The following is a 25631-nucleotide window of genomic DNA, read 5'->3' as shown; positions in this document are numbered from 1 at the left end:
CTGGTCCGAAGCCCAGCGGGCCAGCGCCGCGACACGCGGCGCCCCGCTGTGCCCAAGCTGCCGCAGGGCTCGGGCCAGATCGTCAAGCGAAGGGGATGTGGTCAGTTCGGCCTCCCGGGGTCTTTACGCGCCGGCGTTTCGCCTTAGGTGGTGGGATTGGCCGACGTGATACATTTGTATTGTTTACCTTGACCGAGCGCAATGAAATGTTTCACTGGCACGCGAGAGCCGAATCTCGGCCCAAATTTCAGGGAGACCCACCACATGACCAAACCTCTGATCGGCGCGCTTGTCGCAGGTGCCACCGCGCTTGGTGCGAGCGCCGCGACCGCACAGGACCAGACCTTTATCTCGATCGGCACCGGCGGCGTGACGGGCGTCTACTATCCGACCGGCGGCGCGATCTGCCGTCTGGTGAACCGCGGCCGCTCCGAGCACGGCATCCGCTGCGGCGTCGAGTCGACCGGCGGCTCGGTGTTCAACATCAACGCCATCCGTGGCGGCGAGCTGGAATTCGGCGTCGCCCAGTCCGACTGGCAGTACCACGCCTTCAACGGCACCTCGCGCTTTGAGGAAACCGGCGCCTTCGAAGACCTGCGTGCAGTCTTCTCGGTGCACCCCGAACCGTTCACCGTGGTCGCCCGCGCCGATGCCGGCATCGAGACCTTCGAGGACCTGCAGGGCAAGCGCGTCAACGTCGGCAACCCCGGCTCCGGTCAGCGCGGCACCATGGAAGTGCTGATGAACGAGATGGGCTGGAGCATGGACGATTTCTCCGTGGCGTCCGAACTGCAGGCGGCAGAGCAGAGCCAGGCGCTGTGCGACAACAACATCGACGCGATGGTCTACACCGTTGGCCACCCCTCGGGCTCGATTCAGGAAGCGACCACCGCCTGTGACAGCGTTCTCGTGGACGTCGACAACGATGCGACCGCCGCGCTGGTCGAGGCGAACCCCTTCTACCGCACCGCCACCATCCCCGGGGGCATGTACCGCGGCAACGACGAGGACACGACGACCTTCGGCGTCGGCGCAACCTTCGTCAGCTCTGCCGACGTGTCCGAAGACGTGGTCTATGAGGTCGTTAAGGCCGTGTTCGAGAACATCGACCAGTTCCGCGGCCTGCACCCGGCCTTCGCCAACCTCGACCCCGAGGAAATGGCGACCGCAGGTCTGTCGGCTCCGCTGCACCCCGGCGCCGAGCGTTACTTCAAGGAAGCTGGCCTGATCGAGTAAGATCGGCGCAGCTTTCGCAGTGACACCCGGCCCGGGCGCTCAAAGAGGCGCCCGGGCCTTTCCGGAAGGCGGCATCAGAGGGGCCACAGCATGAGCGACAATCCACAGCAGGGCGGACGCCAGTTCAGCGACGAAGAGCTTCAGGACCTCGTCGCCAGCACCGACAGCGGCGCACGCGCGCCGACGAACCGCTATGTTGCCCTGCTGATCGCCGGGCTGGCGCTGGTGTGGTCGCTGTTCCAGCTGTGGATCGCGCAGCCGCAACTGTGGTTCGCCGACATCGTGCCGGCGCTGAACTCGTCGCAGACCCGGCCCATTCACCTGACCTTCGCCATCCTGCTGGCCTTCCTTGCCTATCCCGCGCTGAAATCCTCGCCGCGTGACCGCGTGCCGCTGACCGACTGGCTGCTGATGGCTGTCGGTGGGTTCTGCGCTTTCTATGTTTTCCTCTTCTCCGACCATCTGGCGATGACCGCGCGCTCGGGGCTGCCGACGCAGCTGCAGGTGATCATCGGCGCCGTCGGCCTGCTGATCCTGCTCGAAGCCAGCCGCCGCGCGCTTGGCCCGGCGCTGACCATCGTCGGCTCGCTCTTCCTCCTTTATGCCTACATGGGCACCGGCTGGCTGATCCCGGAACTCATCGAGCACGAGGGCCTGTCGTTCACCGCGCTGATAAATGCGCAATGGCTCGACACCGCGGGCGTCTTCGGCATCCCGCTTGGCGTTTCGACCGCCTTCGTCTTCCTCTTCGTGCTGTTCGGCTCGCTGCTGGATAAGGCGGGCGCTGGGAACTATTTCATCAAGCTGGCCTTCGCCGGGCTTGGCCACCTGCGCGGCGGCCCGGCCAAGGCGGCCGTGGTGGGCTCGGCGATGACCGGGCTGATCTCGGGCTCGTCGATCGCAAACGTGGTGACCACCGGCACCTTCACCATCCCGCTGATGAAACGTGTCGGCTTTTCCAACGAGCAGGCAGGCTCGGTCGAGGTGGCCTCGTCGGTCAACGGCCAGATCATGCCGCCGGTGATGGGCGCCGCCGCCTTCCTGATGGTCGAGTTCATCGGCATCTCCTACGTCGAGGTGATCAAGCACGCCTTCATTCCGGCGGTGATCTCCTACATCGCGCTGGTCTACATCGTGCACCTTGAGGCATTGAAAAAGGACATGCCAGCGCTTGGCGAGGCCAAGTCCTTTGCCGGGATGATCCTCAAGTTCTTTATCGGCTTCGCCGTGGCTGGCGCCGCCTTCACCGCGCTGATCTATATCGTTGGCGCGCTGAAAGGCGCCCTGCCCGCGCTGGCAGGCCCGATCATGATGCTGGTGCTGGCCGGCCTTTACCTGTGGCTCGTGGCCATCGCGGCGCGGCGCCCGGATCTGGAAGTCGACGATCCCAACAACCCGTCGATCAAGCTGCCCACCGTGGCCGAGGTCTATGCCACTGGCCTGCACTACATCCTGCCCATCGTGGTGCTGGTGTGGTTCCTGATGGTCGAACGCCAGAGCCCGGCAAAATCGGCGTTCTATGCCACCGCGCTGATGCTGCTGATCATTATCACGCAGCGCCCGCTGAAGGCGCTGTTCCGGGGGGAGGGTGCGCATCTGGCGGCCGAGTTCAAGGCTGGCTTCGGCGACCTGATCGAAGGGCTCATCGCCGGCGCGCGCAACATGATCGGCATCGGCGTCGCCACGGCAGCGGCGGGCATCATCGTCGCCACGGTCACCAAGACCCCGATCGGCACCGAGCTTGCCGGCCTCGTCGAGCAGCTTTCGGGCGGCAGCCTGATCATCATGCTGATCCTCGTGGGTCTGTTCTCGCTGATCCTCGGCATGGGCCTGCCAACCACCGCCAACTACATCGTGGTCTCCTCGCTGATGGCCAACGTGGTGGTCACGCTCGGGGCGCAGGAGGGGCTGATCGTGCCGCTGATCGCGGCGCACCTCTTCGTCTTCTACTTCGGCATCATGGCCGACGTGACGCCGCCCGTCGGCCTTGCCTCCTTCGCCGCCGCGGCGGTCTCGGGGGGCGATCCGATCAAGACCGGCTTCACCGCCTTCTTCTACAGCCTGCGCACCGTCGCCCTGCCGTTCCTCTTCATCTTCAACCCCACGCTGATCCTCTACGGCGTCGATCTGGGCACCACCTCGGGCATCCTGCACGCGCTTTTTGTCTTCGTGGTGGCGACCTTCGCCATGCTGCTCTTCGCCGCCGCGACGCAGGGATACTTCCTGGCCCGCTCGCGCATCTGGGAAAGCGGCGCGCTGCTGCTGGTCGCCTTCACCCTCTTCGTGCCGAACGTCTGGCTGAACGCGGTGCAGAGCCCGTTCGAGGACGTCCCCCCCGCGCAGTTCGAAGACGTGCTGGCCGAGCTGCCCGAGGGCAGCCGCATCCGGCTGGAAATCGAAGGGCCGGATTTCAACACCGGCGAGATCGCCTCGACCACGCTGGTCATGGACGCCGAGGGCGACAGCGCGCAGGAGCGGATCGACAACTCCGGCCTGATGCTCTTCCCAGAGGGCGACATGGTGCGGCTTGATGAGCCGATGTTCGGCACCCCGACCGCCGAGAAGCTGGGCGATTTCGACTTCTACGCGGATGAGCCGGTGCGGCTGGCCTCGGTGCTCGTCCCGCAGGAGCGGCTGCCCGCGCAGGTCTTCTACCTTCCCGCGCTGCTGCTGCTGGGGCTGGTCATCCTGATGCAACGCCGCCGCCAGACCAAGCCGGCCTTCTGAGGAGAGACGCCATGTACAAGACGATCCTTCTGCCCGTCGACCTGTCCGCCCCGGCAAGCTGGGGCAAGGCGCTGCCGTCGGCGCTGCAACTCGGCGGGCCGGACATCGTGCTGCACGTGGTGACCGTGCTGCCCGATTTCGGCATGTCGGTGGTCAGCGGCTTCTTCAAGGATGGGTTCGAAAAGGGCGCGCTGCACGAGGTTGGCGACAAGCTGAAAGCATGGGTGAACCAGAACGTGCCCGACGGGGTGACCGTGCATCCGCATGTGCTGCATGGGCGCATCTACGACGAGATCCTGCGCGCCGCCGACAAGCTCGAGGTCGATGCCATTGTGCTGGCCTCGCACACGCCCGAACTTGCGGACTACCTGCTGGGGCCGAACGCCGCGCGGGTGGTGCGCCACGCCAATCAGTCTGTCTTCGTCGTGCGCGGCGATTAATCGGAGAACTTCAATGGGACATGTCTTCGGACGCTCGAACGCGCAGCTGCCTTTGGCGGTGCGCGGCGAGGGATGCTATATCCACGATGCGGCGGGCCGCGCCTATCTCGACGGCTCGGGCGGCGCGGCGGTGTCCTGTCTCGGGCATTCGGATCCGGACGTGCGCGCCGCGCTGCACGCGCAGATCGATCAGTTGACCTTCGCCCATACCGGCTTTTTCACCTCCGAGCCCACCGAGGCACTGGCCGACCTGCTGATCCAGAACGCACCGCAGGGCATCGAGAAGGTCTATCCGCTGTCCGGCGGCTCCGAGGCGGTGGAGGCGGCGATCAAGCTCGCACGTCAGTACTTCCTCGAGACCGGCCAGCCGCAGCGCCACCGGGTCATCGCCCGGCGCCAGAGCTACCACGGCAATACGCTCGGCGCGCTGGCCGCTGGCGGCAATGCATGGCGACGCGAGAAATACGCCCCGCTGCTGGTCGAAACCTCGCATATCGCCCCCTGCTACGAGTACCGCCTGCGCGCGGACGGCGAGAGCGCCGAGGCCTACGGCCTGCGCGCCGCCGATCAGCTGGAGGCCGAGATCCGGCGCCTCGGGCCGGATACGGTCATGGCCTTCATCGCCGAGCCGGTGGTGGGCGCGACGGCGGGGGCGGTTCCGGCGGTGACCGGCTACTTCAAGCGCATCCGCGAGATCTGCGATCGCCACGGCGTGCTGCTGATCCTCGACGAGGTGATGTGCGGCATGGGCCGCACCGGCACGCTTTTCGCCTGCGAGCAGGACGGGGTGTCGCCCGACATCGTCACCATCGCCAAGGGCCTTGGCGCGGGCTACATGCCGATCGGCGCAATGCTCTGCACCGCAGCCATTTATGACGCGATCGCCGAAGGATCGGGCGCGTTTCAGCACGGCCACACCTACCACGGCCATCCGCTCGCCGCCGCCGCCGGGCGCGCGGTGCTGACCGCCATCCTCGAGCGGGACCTGCTGCCGCAGGTTCGCGCGCGCGGCGAGACGCTGCAGGCGGCGCTGACCGACGCGCTCGGCCAGCACCCGCATGTGGGCGACATTCGCGGGCGCGGGCTCTTTCGCGGGGTCGAACTGGTCGCCGACCGCGACAGCAAGACCCCCTTCGATCCGGCGCTGAAGATCAACGCCAAGATCAAACGTTTCGCGATGGACGAGGGGCTGATCTGCTACCCGGCGGGCGGCACGCTCGACGGTCAACGCGGCGATCACGTGCTGCTGGCCCCGCCCTTCATCATCTCGGAAGCGCAGATCGACGAGCTTGTGGGCAAGCTTTCACGCGCCATTGACCGGGCTTTGGACGGGGCCATCGCGGCATGAGCCGACTGGCCACTCTGCCGCGCATCATGCTGGCCCCGAACGGCGCACGCCGCACCCGCGCCGACCACCCTGCCCTGCCCGAAACGATCCCGCAGATCGTCGCCGCGGCCCGCGCGGCGCAGCACGCAGGTGCCGAAGCGCTGCACGCGCATGTCCGCGATGCCGAAGCGCGGCATGTGCTGGACGCCGGGCTCTACCGCGAACTGCTTGCAGAGATGGCGCGTGCCGTGCCCGAAATGCCGGTGCAGATCACGACCGAGGCGATCGGGCGCTACAGCCCCGACGCGCAGCGGGCACTGGTGCGCGCGCTCAGGCCAGAGGGCGTCTCGGTGGCGCTGCGAGAGATGTGGCCAGACCCCGGCCCGGACCCGGAGGCGCAGCGGTTCTATGCGCAGACCGAAGCCGAGGGCATCGCGCTTCAACACATTCTTTACACCCCCGAACAGGTGACGCGGCTTGCCGCTCTGGCCGAGCAAGGGTGGGTTCCGGCACCCCGGCAGGTGCTGTTCGTCCTCGGACGCTACGCGCCGCCGACGCTGGCCCAGCCCGAGGATCTGGATTGCTTCCTGCGCGCGGCGAAGGCCCTGCCCCCCAGCGTACAATGGGCCGCCTGCGCCTTCGGGCGCACGGAAGAGGCTTGCCTGCTGCGCGCTGCAGAGCTTGGCGGCGGCATGCGGATCGGGTTCGAGAACAACATCGAACGCCCTGACGGCACCCCAGCCAAGGACAATGCCGGGCAGGTCACCGCGCTGCTCTCCGCGCTGGCCGCCCAAAAAGAGCGGGTCTGAGCCGCGCCCGGCGAGGTGTTGCGGGGCCTTTGGGCCCCCGCGACAGGCCAGACGTCGCCCCACCCAACGCGGGCTGCCTGTGCCGGATGATCGTCGCCGCCTGCGACCGGCATCTTCTGTCCGGGCGCTCCTTGCCGTGGGGGTGGGGATGCGAGGTGGTTCTGGTCGCCGGTCGGTTTGTCTCCATTTCACCACAACTTGACTGGGCAAGCCGCGGCCAGGTCGATACGGCGCCATATCTTGATTGAAACACTCGCCTTTGCGCGCAATACAGGGCGCGCCTCCGGCCCGTGTCCGGTCGCATAACGCCAATCCGAGACGCCATGACCCTTGCCAGCACTACCCACGCCCAACCCACCGCCACGCTGTCCCGGCTGGCTGCGGTGAACCACGTTCTGGCGCGGCTTGAGGCGGGCTTTGCCGGGCTGATGCTGGGCGTCGTGCTGCTGATATGCTGCACCGGCGCCATCGCCCGCAGCCTCGGCGCACCGCTGATCTGGGCCGATGAGGCGGCGGTGGCCGCCATGGTCTGGTCGGGATTTCTCGGCGCCGCCGCGCTCTTCGGGCAGCGCGGTCACATGGCGCTGACCTTCCTGCCAGAGCGCCTTGGGCCGCGCGGTACCGCGTGGCTGCGGGTCATCGTGGACGCGGTGCTGCTGGCCGGTTTCGCGGGATTGGGCGTCGCGGTCTGGCGCTGGTTCGACCTGCCGGGGCTGATCGCCGCCGGCTCGGCGCAGGCGCTGGCCGACGCGAGTTTCAACTTCCTCTATCTCGAGCCGACGCAGACGCTGGGCCTCCGCAAGATCTGGATCTGGCTGGTGCTGCCGCTTTTCGTGCTCGGCGGGACGCTGCACGCGGCCCTGCTGCTGGCGATGGACCTGCGCGGGGCGCGCGCGCAATGATGCCCGTTCTGGCCTTTGCCGGGCTGCTGACCCTTGCCGTGCCAATTGCCGCAGCGCTGGCGCTGGTGGCCGTGCTGCTGATCGTCCTGCGCGGCGACACCATCCTCTTTTCCAGCCTGCCGCAGCAATTCGTCGCCGGGATCGAAAGCTACGGTCTGCTGGCGCTGCCGCTGTTCATCCTGCTGGGCGAGGCGATGAATGCCGGCGGGTCCGGGCGGCGGCTGATCGCGCTGGCGGGGCTGCTGGTCGGGCCGGTGCGCGGCGGGCTGGCGTATGTCAGCCTCATCGCCAACGTGATGCTGGCGGCGATCCTCGGCTCGACTGTGGCGCAGCTGACGGTGATGACCCGCATGGCGGTGCCGCAGATGGAGCACGCCGGCTATCCGCGGGCGGACGCCGTGGCGCTGACAGCCGCCGGCGCGATGCTGGCGCCGGTGATCCCGCCATCAATGCTGTTCATCCTCTACGGGGTGATCGCGCAGGTGCCGATCGGCGATCTGTTCATCGCCGGGCTGTTCCCCGGTGCGCTGATGGGACTGGCATTCTTCGGAGTGATCTACTGGCGGGCGCGCTCGGTGCCATGGCCGGCGGGCGCTACCGGCGCCGCGCCCGATGGCGAGGCCGCGCCGGCGTATTTGCGGAACGCTGAAAGACGGCGGGTGCTGCGCGGGGCGCTGCCGGCGCTGCTGATCCCGCTGTTCGTTGTGCTGTCGATCCTTTGCGGCATCGCCACGCCGACCGAGGCTGGCGGTCTGGCGGCCCTGCTGGCGCTGGGGCTTGGGCTCTGCGTCTATCGCGAGATCCGCCTACGCGACCTTCCGCCGCTGTTCACCCGCGCCGCGCTCGGCGCGGCGGTGGTGCTGTTTCTCGTGGCCTGCGCCCAGCTTCTGGCATGGGTGCTGGCCTACGCGGGCATCCCGGCGCAGCTTGGTGCTTGGCTTTCGGCGAGCACCGAAAGCCCCGTGCTGTTTCTGCTGATGCTCAACCTGCTGCTGCTAGGGGTCGGGATGGTGATGGACCCGATCCCGGCGCTGCTGCTGACCGTGCCCGTGCTGCTGCCGCTGGGAACCAACCAATACGGGCTCGATCCTGTGCATCTGGGGCTGGTGATCTGCATGAATCTGTCGCTTGGCCTGCTGACGCCCCCCGTCGGCGCCGGGCTCTTTGCCGCCGCAAGCCTGTCCGGCGAACCCGCGGGGCGCATCGCCGCGCGGCTGACGCCGTTCCTTGCCGCCGCCTTCGCAGTGCTGATCGGCGTTTCGATCTGGCCGCTGCTGACTTTCTAGGAGGACCTATCATGGACCGTCGTACCTTCGTGAAAACCACGCTCGGAGGCCTCGCGCTGAGCGCCGCTCCCGCACTGGCCGCGCCAGGCCCCCTGCGCATCGGTCTGATCACCCCGCCGAGCCACCAGTGGAGCAAAAGCGCCGAGGCCCTCGCCACGCGGCTCGCAGAGACCACCGACGGGCGCATCTCGCTGTCGGTTCACGCCGCGGGACAGCTCGGCAACGAGGCACAGATGCTGCAGCAGCTGCAGACCGGCGCGCTCGACATGGCGTTTCTGACGCTGGGCGAGCTGTCGAACCGCGACCCTCAGTTCGGCGCGCTCACCGCGCCCTATCTGGTGCAGAACATCGGTCAGGCCCGGCGCCTGCTGGCCGGGCCGACGGCGCAGGAACTACTCGCCAAGGCCGGCAGACTAGGGCTTGTGGGGCTGGGCTTTGGCATGGCCGGGATGCGGCAAGTGCTGCTGCGGCGCCCCGCCGAAACCGGCGACGCCCTGCAAGGGCGCAAGATCCGCACCGTGCCGCTGGCACAGGAGCTGGATTTCTGGCGCCGCGTCGGGGCCGCGCCGACACCGCTGCCGCTGCCGGCCCTTTACGACGCGCTGGCGAATGGCCAGATCGACGGCATGCAGATCGATTTCGAAGGGACGTGGAACAGCCGCTACTTCGAGCATGCCGCCGAGATGCTGGCCTCGGATCACATGATCTTCCCAATGATCGCCGTCGGCTCGGGGAACCGCTGGTCAGCACTGACCGCCGACGACCGTGCGCTGATCGAAAGCGCCGTGACCGCCACGCTTGAAGAGCTGCGCGCCAGCTACGAGGAGATCGACACGATCTATCGCGGTAGGATCGAAGAGGCTGGCTTTGCCGTGCGCCCGGTGGATCGGGCGTTCTTTGGCGAATCCGTGGACGCTTGGTACACCGAATGGCGGGCCAAGACGCCGGTGCTGGAACGGCTGGAGGTCGAGGCCGCAGCGCTGTGACACCGCGCTTCCTGAGGAGCGCCGCGCGGCGCTCCTCAGGAATGTTTCAGCCGCGCCCGGCCATGCGCCGCAGCGTGCCGTCGCGCCACAGCCCCTCGTGCAGCGCGACCATGGCGATGTGACCGGCGATCACCACCGCCATCACCCAGCCCAGTTCACCGTGCAAAAGATTGCCCGGCGCCGTGGCCCAAGCCAGCTCCGCCTCGCGCGGGGCGAAGATTTGCGTGCCAAAGGCGCTGAAGCCGCGGGTGCCGCCCCAAGCGCGCAGCAAAGCCAGCGACGGGATCGCCAGCATCAGCAGGTAGAGCACCCCGTGCCCCGCCGCCGCGGCCTTGCCCAGCGTTCCATCGCCATGCGATGGGCGGCGCTTGCGGCTCAGCAAAGCCCAAACGACGCGCAGCAGCACGAGCAGGAAGATCACAAACCCCACCGTCTGGTGCGTGCCGACGAAGAAGCCGGTAAAGCCATTTCGCCCGAGGACCAGCTTCAGCGCCATGCCCAAGAACTGCCAGAGGATCAGCGCCGCCAGCGCCCAGTGCAGCAGGCGTGAGATCGCGCCGTAGCGCGCGTCGTTGTCGAGCAATTGCATGTGTTCAATGTCTCCTAGAAATCAGGGGGCTGACAGCCCGTCCACCATCACCATCACGCGCCCTTCCGAGCAGCGTTCGACCCGGGCTTCGATGCCATAGACCTGCGACAGGCTTTGCGGGGTAAGCACCTCCGACGGAGCGCCCGAAGCGTTGAGCGCGCCGCCTTCAAGCAGCACCACCCGATCGGCCCATTGCGCCGCCAGCGCCAGATCATGCAGCACGGCAATCACGATGCGCCCCTCGCGCGCCAGCTTGCGCGCCTCCGACAACAGGTGGAACTGCCGCGCCAGATCCAGCGCCGAGGTGGGCTCGTCGAGCAGCAACAGCTTGGGGTCGCGGATCATCGCCTGCGCCAGACCCACTGCCTGCCGCTGGCCGCCGGACAGCGCGCCCATCGGGCGCATCGCCAGATCGGACAGGCCGAAGCGCTGCAGCACCTCCAGCGCATGTCGCGCCGCAGCCGGTCCGCGCAGCGTGCGCCCGGTCAGCCCGCCACCGGCGTTCATCGCCACCATCAGGCTATCGAGCACCGACAGCGCCGACCGGCTTTCCAGCGCCTGCGGCATGAAGCCCACCTGCCGCGCCATCTCGGCCCGCGGCAGCGCCTTCAGATCCTGCCCTTCAAGCGTGACCGAGCCAGCGGCGGGCAGCAGCCCGGCGATGGCGCGCAGCAGCGTGGATTTCCCCGCGGCATTCGGCCCGGCAATCACCGCGAACTCGCCCATGGCAAACGGCGGCAGGCTGAGCCGGTCAATCACCTTGCGCGCCCCGCGGGCGACCGTCAGGTTGGTGATCTCGAGGCTCATCGCATGTCCTTTCGCAGCACGAGGGCAAAGAACACCGGCAGGCCGACCAGCGAGGTCACGATGCCCACCGGCAACAGGATGCCCGGCACCAGCAGCTTTGAGGCGACCGAGGCCAGCGACATCAGCAGCGCGCCGGTGAACAGGCTGGCAGGCAGCAGGAAACGGTGATCTTCGCCCACCGCCATGCGGGCGATATGCGGCCCGGCAAGACCGACGAAGCCGATCACCCCGACCATCGACACCGAAGCCGCGGCCAGCAGGCTCACCCGCATCAGCGTCCAGCGCCGCAGATGCGCCACGTCGAGGCCAAAGCCCTGCGCTTGATCGTTGCCGAGGCGCAGCGCGGTCAGCCGCCACGACGCCGCGATCGAGAACGGCAAGCACGCGGCAAGCACCAGCGCCAGCACGGCAATGCCCTCCCAGCGCGCGTTCACCAGACTGCCCATGGTCCAGAACACCAACTGCTGCAGCGCGTCCGGCGAGGCGACGAACTGCACCAGCGCCAGCAGTGCCGCGGCGGTGAAGTTGACGGCGATGCCCAGCAGGATCACCACCTCGCTGCCGCCGCCACGCAGGGCCGAGGCCAGTTGCAGCAGCCCCAGCGCCAGCAGCGCGAAGAGAAACGCGTTGCCAGAGACCGCCCAGAGCGCCGGAACGCCCGGGATCGCCAGCCCCAGCACAATGGCGACGCCCGCGCCCAGTGCCGCCGAGGCGGAGATGCCCAGCGTGAAGGGCTCGGCCAGCGGGTTGTCGAGCACGGTCTGCATCTCGGCCCCCGAGAGCGACAGCGCGGCGCCGACCAACAGCGCCATGATCGCCACCGGCAGGCGCACCTGCCAGACGATCACCTCGGCAGCCTTGGGCACCTCACCGACGCCGGTGAGCGCGCCCAGAACCTGATCGAGCGGCAGCCCCGAGGGCCCCGACACCAGATCGAGCAGCACCGAGGCCACCGCGCCCAGCCCCAGCAGCACCACCAGCAGAACCCGGCGCTGGCTGCGCCGCGATTGCTCGGCGAGAAGGGTGTCGACAGCGCTCATTCGCTCTCGATCCAATAGCTGCCGCTGACGTCGACGGGCGAGAACCGCGCCTCGAACTCGGCCATTGTGGCCTTGGGATCGAGCTCGGCAAACAGATCGGGGTGGAAGCGCTTGGCCAGCGCCTCGATCAGCGCGATATGCGCCGGAAAGTCGTTGAACAGGTGCCAGATGCCGATGGCATTGCCCTCTGAAACCGCGCGCAAATCGGAAAAGCCGGGGGCTGCCAGAAGCTGCGCAAAGCTCTCATGCGCCGTCTCTGCGTTGATGCCTGCGCCCAGAACCAGCCCGCCGCGGCCCGCCAAATGCGCGCCTCCCGTGGCGAGATAGACATCCGGGTCGGCGGCCAGCAGGTTCTCCAGCCCGACGTTGCCCATCACGCCCGGCACGCTGTCGCGCCCGATGTTGTAGCCCCCCGCCGCCTCGACGAATTCGTCGAACACGCCCGGCCCCACCGTGGCGCAGCAATTGGTCGGCGCGGCGTGCACATGGATGAAAACGCGCGGCGGCTGAGGCTGGTCGGCCTTCAGCGTTGTACGGATGACACTGAGATGATCCTCATAGAACCCGGCGAATTCCTCGGCCCGCGCCTCCGCCCCGGTCAGCTTGCCGATCAGCCGCAGGCTCGGCAGCGTGTTCTCGAGCGGCGCGGTGAAGAAATCGACGAAGGCCACGGGAATGCCCGCCGCCTCAAGCTGGCGCAGCGGCACCTCCATCTGCGGCGACGTCGCATCCATCACGCTCAGCAGCACCAGATCGGGCATCAGGGCGATGGTGCTCTCGACCGAAAGCAGCCGATTGCCAGCCCCCACCGGCGCCACGTCCTGCAGCGCCGGAAACTTGTCGAGATAGGCGTCGTAGGTCGCAGGATCGAGCCCCTTGTCCTGCCGCCAGCCGGACAGAAGAGAGACCGGATCGTCATGCAGCATTCCCAGCACCGCAAGATGGCGCCCCTCGCCCAGCACGATCTTTTGCGCGGGCTGCTCCAGAACCACCTCGCGACCGGCAATGTCGGTGACGCGGATCTCGGCCTGCGCCGGAGCGGCAAAGGCCAAGACGCAGGCCAGCGCCCAGACGATCGTGCAGACGGGCGCAAAGAGCAGCGCGACGGGGTTCCGGCCGCGGGTGCGCGCGGGCAGGTGCCGGGTACGGCGGTTCATGAAGCGTCCTTTCTTCATCGGCGTCTTCTTCGGCGGCGGGCATTGAAGCCGCGGCCAAGGGAGAGTAGTTGACAGCAATTGTCAATTAATACGCCCGTGAGGGAAGTTCCATGACCGACAGTGCCTCTGGTGCCAAGCTTCCGCCGCATCGCGGACAGGCCGCCACGCTGGAAATTTTGGCAGCGCCTGTCGCATCGCACGCGCTGACCAGCCGTGTACTTCCGCGCGACACCTGCGGCCCGGAGGCGGCGGAGGTGCCCGCAACGCGGGTCTTTCTTGCGGTGCCCAAGGCGCCCGCTCCGGAGGGCGGCTGGCCGGTCCTCTACATGCTCGACGGCAATGCCGCTTTCGACTTCCTCACGCCGGCGCTGCTCGGAGAAGCGCCCGGCCTCATCGTCGTCGGCATTGGGTATGACACCGACAAGCAGTTCGCCCGCGCGCATCGCATCTTTGATTATTCGCCGCCCGAAGCGCCCGGCGCCGTGCCGCGCCCCGACCCGCACCACCCCGAGCGCAAAGCCGGGGGCGCCGAAGCCTTCCTCGCCCGGCTGACCGGGGGCATCCGCGCCGAGATCGAGCGTGATCTGCCGGTCGACGCCGAGCGCCGCACGCTCTGGGGTCACAGCTTCGGCGGGCTCTTCACGCTTTATGCTGCGCTCAGCGCCCCCGAGAGCTTTGCCCGCTACGCCGCGATCAGCCCCTCGGTCTGGTGGGACGAGGCGCTGGTGATGCGGCTGATCGCCGAACGCAAGATCACCGAGGGCGCCGCACGCACGCTGCATTTCGGAGTCGGCGACCGGGAAAAGCGCACCGGCAGCGACGGGCCGCAGCCGGACGGCCCGCCGCCGCCGACCATGCGGATGATCGACCGCCTGAACGGCACTCCCGCCGGGCTGGAGATCAGCGCGCAGGTCTATCCCGGCGCCATACATATCGCCTCTCTGCCCGCGTCGCTGCCCGGCGCGCTGGCCCTCGCCGCCCGCGCCTGAGCTCAGGCGCGGCGCGCGTTCGGCAGGGATAGCGCCTGCTCGGCGCTGGCCATCCTGACAGACATTTCCGGCCCCAGCCGCTCTGCCGCCACCTGCGAGACCATCTCGGGGTGCAGCAGCGGCAGGTCGAGCGCGTCGACGCGCTCTGCGTAGGGTTGCCACAATCTTGCATGCAGATCGCGTCCGGCATGGTCCCGCGCGGCGCGCACGTGCAGCAGATCGCCACCGTAACGCCGCTGAACATGGTTGCGGATCAGCCGGTTGGTGCCGGTGACCAGCCCAACCACCGCGTCGAGTACGGCGTCGGGCAGGCTGCCAAGCGGCGTGCCGCCCTGCTTGAGAAAATCGACGACCGCCGCCCGGCTGTCGAGCTCGGGGTGACTGTCGGGATCGTGCCCGGCGATGGCGAGCAGCGCGCGCAGCGCCTCGGCGTCGGTAAGCTCGGGCTCGGCCCGCCAGCAATCCGCCGGATAGGCGTCGAGCATCGCCACCAGCCCCACGTCCCGTCCGCGCTCGGACAATTCCACCGCCAGTTCCTGCGCGAGAATGCCGCCCACCGACCAGCCTGCGAGGTGAAGCATCCCATCCGGGGCCTGCGCCTCGATCAGATCGGCATAGGCGGCGGCAAGGCCGCGCAGGCTTGCGGGCAGTGGCGCGCCGGTCAGCAGCGGCGATTGCACCGCAAACACCGGACGCGGGCTGCTCAGCGCCCGCGCCAGCCGCCGGTAGCCCCAGCCAAGCCCGCCCGCCGGATGCAGGATAAAGAGCGGCGCTCCCGTGCCCTCGGCCAGCGGCAGCAGCGGAGCCAGTCCGGCGCGGGCGGTGTCGGCCACCTCGAGCGCGCGCGCGAGCTGCGCCAGACCGGGCGTTTCGAAAATCTGCCCCAGCCCCGGATCCTGCCCGAAGGTTGCCTCGATGCGGAAGCTCAGCGTCAGCGCGGTCAGGCTGTCGCCTCCAAGGTCGAAGAAATCCGCCTCGCGGCTGGGAGTATCGGGCAGATGCAAGACCTCGCGATAGAGCGCGGCAAGCCGCTCCTCCACCGGTCCCACGGGCGGGGTGCCCTGCGGCATTTCAAGCAGCGGAGCGGGCAGCGCCTTGCGGTCGAGCTTGCCCGAGGTGGTCATCGGCCAGCTGTCCAGCGCCACCACGGCAGAGGGGACCATATGCGCAGGCAGCGCAGTGGCCAGTTCGGCCAGCAGCGGGCCGCTGTCGAATTCCGGCGTGGCCAGAACATAGGCCACCAGCCGCGGCTCGGCGCCGCCGTCGGCGCGCGCGAGAACCACCGCGTCGCGGACACGGCCCGTGGCTTTGATCGCCGCCTCGATCTCTCCGGGCTCGATCCGCATCCCGCGGATCTTCACCTGATGATCGGCCCGGCCCGCGTAGACCACGGCACCGTCGGGGCGCAGGTAGGCAACATCGCCGGTGGCATAGAGCCGTTCGCCGGGACGGAACGGATCGGCGAGGAAGCGCTCTTCGGTCAGGTCCGGACGCCCGAGGTAGCCGCGCGCCAGCTGCGCGCCGCCAAGATAAAGCTGCCCGTGCACCCCCGCCGGCACCGGACGCATACGCGCGTCGAGCACTTGAACCCGGGTGTTCCAGACCGGGAAACCGATAGGCATGGGGACGCTGCGATCCGCCGGCGCGGCGTCCCAGAAAGTCACATCCACCGCCGCCTCGGTCGGGCCGTAAAGGTTGTGCAGCTCGGCCCTGATCCTTGCGTGAAAGCGGTCGCGATGCTCGGCGGTCAGCGCCTCACCCGAGCAGAACACGCGGGTCAGTGCCAGCCCCTCGGAGGCCGGTGCCTCTAGGAAGGCTGACAGCATCGAGGGCACGAAGTGCATGGTGGTGATCGCCTCGCGCCGCACCAACCGGGCGATGGCCGAAGGGTCGCGATGCGCGCCGGGCGCGGCAAACACCTGAACGCCGCCGCAGAGGAATGGCAGGAAAAGCTCCCACACCGAGACGTCGAAGGTGGTGGGCGTCTTCTGCAGGATGCGGTCGTGCGGGCCGAAACCGTAGTGATCACGCATCCACAGCAGGCGGTTCACGATCGCCCGGTGCTCGATCATCACGCCCTTGGGCTCGCCGGTAGAGCCGGAGGTGAAGAGGATATAGGCCAGATCATCCGGCGTGGTGCCGGGATCGGGCGCGTCGCCGGTAGCGGGCCATGCCTCGGGCGCGAAGGGCATCATACCGCCGGCGTCGAGATCGCCTGCGGCCAGCAGCGCCACAGACCCCGTCCGCTCGATCAGCGCCGCGAGGCGCGGCGGCGGGTTTTCCGGGTCCAACGGCACATAGGCCGCCCCGGCGCGCAGAACCGCCAGCAGCGCCACTGCCAAATGCTCGGAGCGCGGCAGCGCCACGGCCACCACCTTACCCGGCCCGGCCCCGCGTTCGCGCAGCGCGGCGGCCAGCGCGGCAGAGCGGCGGTCCAGTTCGGCGTAGCTGAGGCTGCGATCTTCGAAAACAACCGCGGGCGCGTCGGGCGTCGCGGCCATCTGCGCGGTGATCAGGTCCGTCAGCGTGGTGTCAGGCAGCGGGCGATCGGTGGCATTGACCTCGTGGACCGCCCAACGCTCTTCGGCCGGGGTCAGCGTCGGCACCTCAGCCAGCGTCTTGGCCTCCAGCGCGGCGGCCAAAAAGGCGGCCAGACGGTGCAGATGCGCCTCTGCCTCCTCGGCGGTGTAAAGCGCGGGGTTGCTGTCGATTTCCAACGACAGAGATGTCGTCGCGTCGCCCCGGAAGGTGGCGGTGATATCGTCCACCGCCCCGGCCCCGAGGATGTGCAGATGCGCCTCCAGCCTGGCAAAGCGCGGCGGCATGTCGAAAGGCTGCACGTTGATCATCGGGCCATAAAGGCGCGCGTCGATCGCGGTACGGCGCAGGTCCCGGCGCAACTGCTCCGAGCGGTAGCGCCCGTGCTTGCGCAGCGCGGCAAGGCGCTGCGCCTCGGTCTTCAGCAGGCTTTCCAGCGGCGCATCCTCGTCGGGATCGCAGCGGTAGGGCAGCACGTTCATCCACATGCAGGGCACGCGCGCGGCCTTAGAGCCCATGCGGGCCATGAAGGGCAGCCCGTAGACCCGCTCGCCCGCTCCCGACACCCGCGAAAAATAGGCCGCGCCCAGCACCGTCAGCGCATCGGGCCAGCCGACCCCGGCAGACTTCGCCCGCGCCTTGAGCGCGGCGCAAAGCTCGGGCGGCAACTCCAGCCGCGCCCGGTCAAATCGGGCGGAGGTCACGGCGCGACCCTCTGCCGGCCCGGCCACCGTCTCCAGCCCGCGCATCTCGTCTTTCCAGAAGGCGGCGTCTGCCGCCCGTCGCTCGGAGGCGCGGTAGGCCTCGGCGTCCGCCAACACCGGCTGCAGCCCCGGGAAGGGGGCCGGTGCGGGCTTGTCCAGCGTGTCTGCGGAATAGATCTCGCCGACACGATTGGTCAGCAGCACGATGCCAAAGCCATCGGTGGCAAGATGGTGGATGCGTTCGTACCAGAAGGCGCGGTCCGGCCCGAGCAGGTAAAGCGCGAACTGCCCGGTCTGCTCGGTCGCGAGATCGATGGCGCGCGCGCTGTCCGCGCGCATCCGCGCCAGCGCCGCGGTCTCGGGGTCATCCTCGCCCGAAAGATCGACCACCTGCAAACGCGGCCCCTGCTCTGCCAGCCATTGCCGGGGCGCGCCGCCCTGCATGCCGAACCGCAGGCGCAGCGCGGGCGTCTGCTCTACCGCCGCGTCGAAGGCGCGGGTGAACCGGTCCACGTCAAGCGAACCCAGCAGTTCGATATACTGCCCGCAGTTGAAGATCGGGTTGGCCCGGTCGAGCGCCTGCGCGTACCACAGGCCTTCCTGCGCCTCGGTCAGCGCGAAGGCGTCCGTCCCGGCCGTCATGTCAGGCCCCCGCGCGCTGCGCTTCGACCACGCCCCACCAGGCCGCGAAGGTCTGGTGCTCCCAGATCTCCGACAGATCGCCGTCTTCGCCCTCGTCCTGCCACGTCATCACCAGCGACATCAGGCGCATGGAATCGAGCCCGAGGTCAAAGAGGTTGGCCTCGTCGGTGATCTCTTCGGGGGCCACCTCCAGCGCTTCGGCGATGTCGGCGCGCATCTTGTCCTTGCTGAGGCTCATGCGGCGTCTCCTTTGTTCAGGTATTTGTCTTTCAGGGCTGCGCGCAGCGCCTTGCGGCTGACCTTGCCCACGGCGGTGGTCTCGAACTCGGGCACAAAGACGATCTGGTCGGGCACTTTGAACTCGGCAATTCCGCGGCTGCGGACGAAGGCCTTGAGGTCCTTTGACTGCACCTCCCCGGCCTCCGCACGCACCACGAAGGCGCAGGTCTTCTCGCCAAGGAACTTGTCGGGCAGCGCCACCACGGCGGCGTCAAAGACGCCCTCATGGGCGATCAGGTGATCCTCGACCTCTTCGGCAGAGATCTTCTCGCCCGCGCGGTTGATGTGATCGCCAGCGCGGCCCCGCACCTCGAGGTAGCCGCCGGGCAGACGCCGCACCACGTCGCCGGTGCGATAAAAGCCGTCGGGGGTGAAGCTGCGGGCGTTGGCCGAAGGCTCGGCGTGGTAGCCGCGGATCGTGTAGGGCCCGCGGGTGTAGAGGTTGCCGGGCTCGCCCTCGGGCACCGGCTTGCCCTCGTCGTCGAGCACCAGCACCTCGTCGTCGGGGCTGATCGGGCGGCCTTGGGTGTTCACGATGATCTCTTCGGGATCGTCGAGACGGGTGTAATTCACCAGCCCCTCGGCCATGCCAAAGACCTGCTGCAGCGTGCAGCCCAGCACCGGGCGCACCCTCGCTGCCGCTTCGGGGATGAACTTCGCGCCGCCGACGCCCAGCACCTGCAGGCTCGACAGATCGTGCTTCGTGCGCGGCGCGGCCTGCATCCACAGCAGCGCCAGCGGCGGCACGAGTCCGGTGATCGTCACGCCATGCTCGGCGATCAGACGAAAGGCCACGTCAGGCTGCGGGTTTGGGCTCATCACCACGGTGCCGCCCACGTGCAGCACGCCAAGATAGCCGGGCGAGCTCATCGGGAAGTTATGCGCTGCGGGCAAGGCGCAGAGATAGACGCTGTCGGCGCTCAGGCCGCAGATCTCGGCCGAGGCACGGACGCTGTAGAGGTAATCGTCATGGGTGCGGGGGATCAGCTTGGGCAGCCCGGTGGATCCGCCCGAGATCTGCAGGAAGGCCACCGCTTGCGGATCGCGCGGCACCGGGGCGGCCAAGCCCGCATCCCCCAGACTGTCGAACCGGGTGAACTCTCCCGGCTCGCCCGCGACGATCACATGCGCGACGTCCTCGACCTCGGCCAGCACCCGGCGCGCCAGCGGCAGGTAATCGAACCCGTCGTGCCGGTCGGCCACCACATAGGCGCGCGCGCCGGACTTCGCGGCAAGATGCAGCACCTCGGTCTCGCGGTGGGCGGGCAGCGCATAGACCGGGATCAGCCCGGCGTAGAACAGGCCAAACGCGGCGGCGAGGAACTCGGCGCGGTTGGGCATCTGCAGCAGCACCCGCTCCCCCGGCTTCAACCCCAGCCCGGCAAAGCCCTCGGCGGCGGTCCGCGCGCGGCGTGCCAATTCGGCGTAGCTCCAGCGCGTCTCTCCGGCGATCACCGCCATGCGATCGGGATGAGTCGCCGCCAGCCGATCAAGCATCTGCCCGAAGGTCTCGCCTTGCCAATATCCCTTGTCGATATACCGTTGAGCGAGGTGTTCGGGCCAGATTTGCTCGGGGATGCTCATACGGCAGACTCCGGATTTGCGATACAGCGTGGCGCGGCGGGCGCCGCCCGTCCGCGCTATCAATCACTACAATTTCGGTCAACTTACAATACCGTGTGTTTTAATCAGGAATTGACAAGCAAGAAAAGCCCCGAGAAGTCATGAAGTTTCCTGTGGCAGTTCGCCTGCGCACGGAACTTAAGACCGGGTGAAAGCCCAATCAAAGAGGCACCTGAACCGCATAGGTCCCGTACATCGCAGCATGCAGGTTCAGCTATCCTTCAGGTAAAATCGAAAGGCAGAGATCGATTATCTCGTTTTCCAAGAAAGACCTTTCGTCCCGCGCCCTGTCGCCCCCGCCCGGAGCCCGGCGCATAGTCTGCGGACCTCTCCCCGACCGGAGCCCAAGATGACCGAGATTTACTACGCCCCCACCGGGGGCCACCCACCGCAGACCCAGCTTTTGACCGACCGCGCGGTGTTCACCAACGCCTACGCGGTGATCCCCAAAGGCACGATGCGCGACATCGTCACCAGCTTTCTGCCGTTCTGGGAGGGCACCCGCCTGTGGGTCTTGTCGCGCCCGCTCAGCGGTTTTGCCGAAACCTTCTCGCAGTACATCATGGAAGTGCAGCCGGGCGGCGGCTCGGACCACCCCGAGACCGATGCGGGTGCCGAGGGCGTGCTCTTCGTGGTGGGCGGCGAGGCGACGCTGACCGTCGAGGGCGAGCCCCATGTGCTGCGCGAGGGCGGCTACGCCTTCCTGCCGCCCGCCACGCTCTGGACCTTGCGCAACACCGGCAAAGAGGCGCTGCGCTTCCACTGGATCCGCAAGGCCTATGAGGCGGTTCCCGGCCTGCCCCACCCCGAGGTGATCATCGCCAACGAGCAGGACATCGCCCCCACCCCGATGCCCGGCACCGATGGCAAATGGGCCACCACCCGCTTCGTCGACCCCAATGACCTGCGCCACGACATGCATGTCACCGTCGTCACCTTCGAGCCCGGCGCTGTGATCCCCTTTGCCGAAACCCACGTGATGGAACACGGGCTCTACGTGCTCGAGGGCAAGGCGGTCTACCGGCTCAATCAGGATTGGGTCGAGGTCGAAGCGGGCGATTACATGTGGCTGCGCGCCTTCTGCCCGCAGGCCTGTTACGCGGGCGGTCCGGGCCGCTTCCGCTACCTGCTCTACAAGGACGTGAACCGGCACATGGCGCTGCGCCCCTCTGGGGCGGCGCAGACCATGCCCGCACCCAAGAAGGTCAGCGCGCCGGCGGAGTGATCCCGCCGATCGCCGACGTCAGATCCCGAGCCGCGCGCATCACCGCGCGGCTCGTTTCATGCGTCGTCTCTTCGTGCATGCGGATTGTCGGGCCCGACACGGAAATGCCCGCCACCGCCTCGCCAGACGCATCGAAAACCGCCGCCGCAATGCAGCGCATCCCGAGATTTTTCTCCTCCGCGTCAATCGAATAGCCGCGCGTCCGGATCGCCGCGAGATCGATGCGCAGCGGCTCCGGGTCGGCCAGCGTGTGCGGGGTGAACCGCTGCATCGGCCGGTCAAGCAACTTGGCCAGCCGCGCCTCGCTCATCTCGGCCAGCAGAGCCTTGCCGATCCCCGAGGCGTGCAGCGGTGACAACGTCCCCGGCGGAAAGAAGGCGCGGATGCTCTCATGCGTCTCGACCTGACTGACAAACAGCACCGAGGCTTCGCGCACAATGCCGAGGTTGGCAGTCTCGCCTGTCTGCTCCATCAACTCCCGCAGGATCGGTCGCGCCCGCTCGACAAGGCTGGTGCGGCGCAGAAACCGCGCGCCGATGACGAAGGCCTGCGGGCCGATGTGCCAAAGCTGCTCTGCCGGGTCGAACTCGACCAGCCGCCGCCCCTCCAGCGTGACAAGGATGCGGTAAACCGTGGCCGGCGACTGATCCAGATCACCCGCCAGTTCCGACAGCGTCAGGCCGGGATGGGCGCTCAGATAGTCCAGGACCTGCATCGCCCGGTCGAGCGATTTGATGGTGTTCTGCGCGCTGTTGTCTTCCCATCCACGGGGCCGACCACGGGCGCGGCGCGGCGCAGGTCCGGCATCTTTCGGGGTTTCCATCAAATCCCTTTCATTTCACTTGAAAGTCCAATTCACGATATGAAAAACTCAACCAGCTGACAATGCTTCAGTTTTCGGATCGAAGCCCTTTTGAAAAACGATTTCAAAAAAATTTCCCCGAACTCACACCGCCGCTACGGTGCTTTGCAGCGACCAGAGGAGGTGGCCATGAGCTTTCAGAACCCCGTTTTCATCCCGGGCCCGACCAATATCCCCGAGCGCCTGCGCAAGGCCTGCGACATGCCGACGATCGACCATCGCTCGCCGCTGTTCGGGCAGATCCTGCACCCGGCGCGCGACGGCGTGCGCCGCGTGCTGAAGAGCGCCAGCGCCGAGGTGTTCATCTTCCCCTCGACCGGCACTGGCGGCTGGGAGACGGCGCTGAGCAACACGCTTTCGCCCGGCGATACCGTGCTGGCGGCGCGCAACGGCATGTTCAGCCACCGCTGGATCGACATGTGCCAGCGCCACGGTCTCAATGTCGAGATCGTGGAAACCCCGTGGGGCGAGGGGCTGCCCGCAGACCGCTATGCCGAGATCCTCGCTGCCGACACGCAGCACCGGATCAAGTCCGTGCTCGCCACACACAACGAGACCGCCACCGGCGTGCGCTCGGATATCGCCGCGGTGCGCCGCGCGCTTGATGAGGCGGGCCACCCAGCGCTGCTGTTCGTCGACGGCGTCAGCTCGATCGCCTCGATGGACTTCCGCTTTGACGAGTGGGGCGTCGATGTCGCCGTCACCGGCTCGCAGAAGGGCTTCATGCTGCCGCCGGGCCTCGCCATCGTGGGCTTCAGCGAGAAGGCCATGGCAGCGACCAAGACCGCGAAACTGCCGCGCACCTTCTTCGACGTGACCGACATGGCCAAGGGCTATGCCAACAACGCCTATCCCTACACGCCCGCCGTTGGCCTGCTGAACGGGTTGAACGAGGCCTGCGGCATGCTGCTGGACGAGGGGCTGGAGACTGTCTTCGCGCGTCATCACCGCATCGCCGAGGGCGTGCGCGCCGCGGTGCGCGCCTGGGGGCTGGAACTCTGCGCCGCCTCGCCCGAGGTCTACTCGGACACGGTCAGCGCGATCCGCACGCCCGAGGGCGTCAACGCTACCGATATCGTCAGCCATGCGGCGACAACCTATGGCGTCGCCTTCGGCACAGGGCTTGGCGAGGTCGCGGGCAAGGTGTTCCGCATCGGCCACCTTGGCAGCCTGACCGACGTGATGGCGCTCTCGGGCCTCGCCTGCGCCGAGATGTGCATGAAGGATCTGGGGCTCGACATCACACTCGGCGCGGGCGTCGCGGCGGCGCAGGAGGTCTATCGCGCCACCCCCGCAACCACCCGCAAGGAGGCCGCGTGATGAAGGATATGGCGCAAACCATTCCCACCTATGACGACATGCTGGCGGCGCACGCCCGCATCGCGCCGCACATCCACCGCACGCCGGTGCTGACCTCGTCGATCCTGAACGAGATGACCGGCGCGCAGCTGTTCTTCAAATGCGAGAACTTCCAGAAGGCGGGCGCCTTCAAGGTGCGCGGCGCCTCAAACGCGGTCTTCGGCCTCACCGATGCCGAGGCGGCGCGGGGCGTCTGCACCCACAGTTCCGGCAACCACGCGCTGTCACTGAGCTATGCAGCCGGGCGCCGCGGCATCCCCTGCAACGTGGTCATGCCGCGCACGGCGCCGCAGGCCAAGAAAGACGCGGTGCGCGGCTACGGCGGCATCATCACCGAATGCGAGCCCTCCACCTCGTCCCGCGAGGCGGTCTTTGCCGAGGTGCAGGCGGCCACGGGCGGCGATTTCGTCCAGCCCTACAACGACCCGCGCGTGATCGCCGGGCAAGGCACCTGCTCGCGCGAACTCATGGAGCAGACGGGGGGGCTGGACATGGTCGTGGCGCCGATCGGCGGCGGCGGGATGATCTCGGGCACCTGCCTGACCCTTTCCACGCTCGCCCCGGAATGCCAGATCATCGCCGCCGAGCCAGAGCAGGCCGACGATGCCTATCGCAGCTTCAAGGCCGGACATATCATCGCCGATGACGCGCCTGAAACGGTTGCCGACGGGCTGAAGGTGCCGCTGAAGGACCTGACTTGGCATTTCGTCTCGCACCACGTCAGCGAAATCCTAACCGCCTCGGAAGACGAGATCATCGAGGCGATGCGGCTGATTTGGACGCATATGAAGATTGTAATGGAGCCGAGCAGCGCCGTGCCGCTTGCCACCCTCCTCAAGAACCGCGACCGTTTCGCTGGAAAGCGCGTCGGTCTCATCATCACCGGCGGCAATGTCGACCTGACCCGCCTGCCCTGGGACAAAGGAGCCTGAGCCATGAACGCACCCGTGACTTTCGACAAACTCGAGGTGGGCTATGACGTGCCGGCGCTGCCGGGCATGGACGAGGCCGACATCCAGACCCCCTGCCTCGTGCTCGATCTCGACGCGCTCGAGCGCAATATCCGCAAGATGGGTGACTACGCCCGCGCCCACAACATGCGCCACCGGGTGCACGGCAAGATGCACAAATCGGTGGACGTGGCGAAATTGCAGATGCGGCTTGGCGGCGCTGTCGGCGTATGCTGCCAGAAGGTGTCGGAGGCCGAGGTCTTCGTACGTGGCGGCATCACCGACGTGCTGGTGTCGAACCAGGTGCGCGATCCGCGCAAGATCGACCGTCTGGCGCGGCTGCCGAAGCTGGGCGCAAAGATCATTGTCTGCGTCGATGACCTCGCCAATGTCGCCGAACTGTCGGACGCCGCGCAACGCCACGGCACGACGATCGAATGCTTTGTCGAGATCGACTGCGGCGCGGGCCGTTGCGGCGTGACGACCGCCGACGCGGTGGTGCAGATCGCGCAGGCCATCGCCGCCGCCGAGGGGCTGACCTTCACCGGCATCCAGGCCTATCAGGGCGCAATGCAGCACCTCGACAGCTACGAGGCGCGGCGCGAGAAACTCGCCGTGGCCATCGCGCAGGTCGAAGGGGCCGTGGCGGCGCTGGAGGCAGCAGGGCTGAAGCCCGCACTGGTCTCGGGCGGCGGCACCGGCAGCTATTATTTCGAGAGCACCTCTGGCGTCTACAACGAGCTTCAGTGCGGGTCTTACGCCTTCATGGACGCCGATTACGGGCGCATCCGCGACAAGGACGGCAACCGCATCGACAATGGCGAATGGGAGAACGCCTTCTTCCTGCTGACGCAGGTGATGAGCCATGCCAAGCCCGAGATCGCGGTCTGTGACGCCGGCCTCAAGGCGCAGTCGGTGGACAGCGGCCTGCCGGTGGTCTTTGGCCGGACCGACGTGGAATACACCAAATGCTCGGACGAGCATGGCGTGATCGCCGATCCCGGCGGCGTGCTGAAGGTGGGCGACAAGCTGAAGCTGGTGCCGGGCCATTGCGACCCCACTGCCAATGTGCACGATTGGTACGTCGGCGTGCGCGGCGGCAAGGTCGAAACGCTCTGGCCGGTGTCGGCGCGCGGCAAGGCCTACTGATCCAC

The 25631-nt window shown here is 67.8% G+C and carries 21 protein-coding genes; 13 read left to right on the top strand and 8 right to left on the bottom strand.

Going from position 1 to position 25631, the window contains the following annotated elements; translation table 11 throughout:
* The first annotated feature begins 264 nt into the window (after positions 1-264).
* The 8 genes from ACXAJT_RS19395 to ACXAJT_RS19360 all read left to right on the top strand — a co-directional run bounded on the left by ACXAJT_RS19395 (position 265) and on the right by ACXAJT_RS19360 (position 9713).
* The gene (locus ACXAJT_RS19395) at positions 265-1236 is read left to right on the top strand and encodes a TAXI family TRAP transporter solute-binding subunit (protein ID WP_475237715.1); all 972 of its coding nucleotides are present in this window, start codon (positions 265-267) and stop codon (positions 1234-1236) included.
* A gap of 90 nt (positions 1237-1326) precedes the next feature.
* Complete coding sequence (locus ACXAJT_RS19390; protein WP_475237712.1) at positions 1327-3963, top strand: TRAP transporter permease; 2637 nt, start codon at positions 1327-1329, stop codon at positions 3961-3963.
* An 11-nt stretch (positions 3964-3974) separates the two neighbouring features.
* A complete protein-coding gene (locus ACXAJT_RS19385; protein WP_475237709.1) occupies positions 3975-4403 on the top strand; it encodes a universal stress protein in 429 nt (142 codons plus the stop codon).
* 13 nt (positions 4404-4416) lie between these two features.
* The gene (locus ACXAJT_RS19380; RefSeq protein ID WP_475237705.1) at positions 4417-5751 is read left to right on the top strand and encodes an aspartate aminotransferase family protein; all 1335 of its coding nucleotides are present in this window, start codon (positions 4417-4419) and stop codon (positions 5749-5751) included.
* A gap of 5 nt (positions 5752-5756) precedes the next feature.
* Positions 5757-6539: a beta-keto acid cleavage family enzyme gene (locus ACXAJT_RS19375; protein WP_475237755.1), complete on the top strand. Its 783-nt coding sequence runs from the start codon at positions 5757-5759 to the stop codon at positions 6537-6539.
* Positions 6540-6862: 323 nt separating this feature from the next.
* Positions 6863-7441, top strand: a complete 579-nt coding sequence (locus ACXAJT_RS19370; RefSeq protein ID WP_475237704.1) for a TRAP transporter small permease — start codon at positions 6863-6865, stop codon at positions 7439-7441.
* On the top strand, positions 7438-8727 hold the full coding sequence (locus ACXAJT_RS19365; protein ID WP_475237703.1) for a TRAP transporter large permease: 1290 nt from the start codon (positions 7438-7440) through the stop codon (positions 8725-8727). Before ACXAJT_RS19370 ends, ACXAJT_RS19365 begins: the two co-directional genes overlap by 4 nt.
* A gap of 11 nt (positions 8728-8738) precedes the next feature.
* The gene (locus ACXAJT_RS19360) at positions 8739-9713 is read left to right on the top strand and encodes a TRAP transporter substrate-binding protein (protein ID WP_475237702.1); all 975 of its coding nucleotides are present in this window, start codon (positions 8739-8741) and stop codon (positions 9711-9713) included.
* A 46-nt stretch (positions 9714-9759) separates the two neighbouring features.
* Here the strand turns inward: ACXAJT_RS19360 and ACXAJT_RS19355 are convergent, their stop codons facing one another.
* From ACXAJT_RS19355 to ACXAJT_RS19340, 4 genes are read right to left on the bottom strand one after another with little or no spacing between them, the layout of a single operon-like run.
* Entirely contained in the window at positions 9760-10302 is a 543-nt protein-coding gene (locus ACXAJT_RS19355; RefSeq protein WP_475237700.1) for a cytochrome b, read from the bottom strand.
* A gap of 21 nt (positions 10303-10323) precedes the next feature.
* Positions 10324-11109 (bottom strand): ABC transporter ATP-binding protein, encoded by a 786-nt coding sequence (locus tag ACXAJT_RS19350; protein WP_475237698.1) that lies wholly within the window; start codon positions 11107-11109, stop codon positions 10324-10326.
* Positions 11106-12149, bottom strand: coding sequence for a FecCD family ABC transporter permease (locus tag ACXAJT_RS19345; RefSeq protein ID WP_475237697.1), 1044 nt, complete (start codon positions 12147-12149; stop codon positions 11106-11108). Before ACXAJT_RS19345 ends, ACXAJT_RS19350 begins: the two co-directional genes overlap by 4 nt.
* Positions 12146-13306 (bottom strand): ABC transporter substrate-binding protein, encoded by a 1161-nt coding sequence (locus ACXAJT_RS19340; RefSeq protein WP_475237695.1) that lies wholly within the window; start codon positions 13304-13306, stop codon positions 12146-12148. Before ACXAJT_RS19340 ends, ACXAJT_RS19345 begins: the two co-directional genes overlap by 4 nt.
* Positions 13307-13416: 110 nt before the next feature.
* On the opposite strand from ACXAJT_RS19340, the gene ACXAJT_RS19335 reads away from it, so the two are divergent.
* Positions 13417-14295: an alpha/beta hydrolase gene (locus tag ACXAJT_RS19335; RefSeq protein ID WP_475237694.1), complete on the top strand. Its 879-nt coding sequence runs from the start codon at positions 13417-13419 to the stop codon at positions 14293-14295.
* Between the two features lie 2 nt (positions 14296-14297).
* On the opposite strand, the gene ACXAJT_RS19330 is transcribed toward ACXAJT_RS19335, so the two are convergent.
* From ACXAJT_RS19330 to ACXAJT_RS19320, 3 genes are read right to left on the bottom strand one after another with little or no spacing between them, the layout of a single operon-like run.
* Entirely contained in the window at positions 14298-18179 is a 3882-nt protein-coding gene (locus ACXAJT_RS19330) for an amino acid adenylation domain-containing protein (protein WP_475237693.1), read from the bottom strand.
* Position 18180: 1 nt separating this feature from the next.
* Positions 18181-18417: a phosphopantetheine-binding protein gene (locus ACXAJT_RS19325; RefSeq protein WP_475237692.1), complete on the bottom strand. Its 237-nt coding sequence runs from the start codon at positions 18415-18417 to the stop codon at positions 18181-18183.
* A complete protein-coding gene (locus ACXAJT_RS19320; protein WP_475237690.1) occupies positions 18414-20042 on the bottom strand; it encodes a (2,3-dihydroxybenzoyl)adenylate synthase in 1629 nt (542 codons plus the stop codon). The genes ACXAJT_RS19325 and ACXAJT_RS19320 overlap by 4 nt, the downstream gene beginning before the upstream one ends.
* Positions 20043-20430: 388 nt before the next feature.
* Here ACXAJT_RS19320 and ACXAJT_RS19315 point away from each other — a divergent pair, with 388 nt between their 5' ends.
* Positions 20431-21306: a bifunctional allantoicase/(S)-ureidoglycine aminohydrolase gene (locus ACXAJT_RS19315; RefSeq protein ID WP_475237689.1), complete on the top strand. Its 876-nt coding sequence runs from the start codon at positions 20431-20433 to the stop codon at positions 21304-21306.
* On the opposite strand, the gene bhcR is transcribed toward ACXAJT_RS19315, so the two are convergent.
* On the bottom strand, positions 21287-22129 hold the full coding sequence (gene bhcR / locus ACXAJT_RS19310; RefSeq protein ID WP_475237687.1) for an HTH-type transcriptional regulator BhcR: 843 nt from the start codon (positions 22127-22129) through the stop codon (positions 21287-21289). The two genes, ACXAJT_RS19315 and bhcR, sit on opposite strands and share 20 nt — an antisense overlap.
* Positions 22130-22297: 168 nt before the next feature.
* Here bhcR and bhcA point away from each other — a divergent pair, with 168 nt between their 5' ends.
* From bhcA to bhcC, 3 genes are read left to right on the top strand one after another with little or no spacing between them, the layout of a single operon-like run.
* Positions 22298-23488 carry an L-aspartate--glyoxylate aminotransferase BhcA gene (bhcA, locus tag ACXAJT_RS19305; RefSeq protein ID WP_475237686.1) on the top strand — a complete coding sequence of 397 codons (1191 nt, stop codon included), beginning with the start codon at positions 22298-22300 and terminating at the stop codon, positions 23486-23488.
* The gene (gene bhcB / locus ACXAJT_RS19300) at positions 23488-24459 is read left to right on the top strand and encodes a beta-hydroxyaspartate dehydratase BhcB (RefSeq protein ID WP_475237684.1); all 972 of its coding nucleotides are present in this window, start codon (positions 23488-23490) and stop codon (positions 24457-24459) included. Before bhcA ends, bhcB begins: the two co-directional genes overlap by 1 nt.
* A gap of 3 nt (positions 24460-24462) precedes the next feature.
* Positions 24463-25626: a 3-hydroxy-D-aspartate aldolase BhcC gene (gene bhcC, locus ACXAJT_RS19295; RefSeq protein WP_475237683.1), complete on the top strand. Its 1164-nt coding sequence runs from the start codon at positions 24463-24465 to the stop codon at positions 25624-25626.
* The last annotated feature ends 5 nt before the right edge of the window (positions 25627-25631 follow it).

It is taken from the genome of Salipiger sp. ABF4_146 (assembly GCF_056161345.1).
This window is presented reverse-complemented; position numbering and strand designations above follow the sequence as displayed.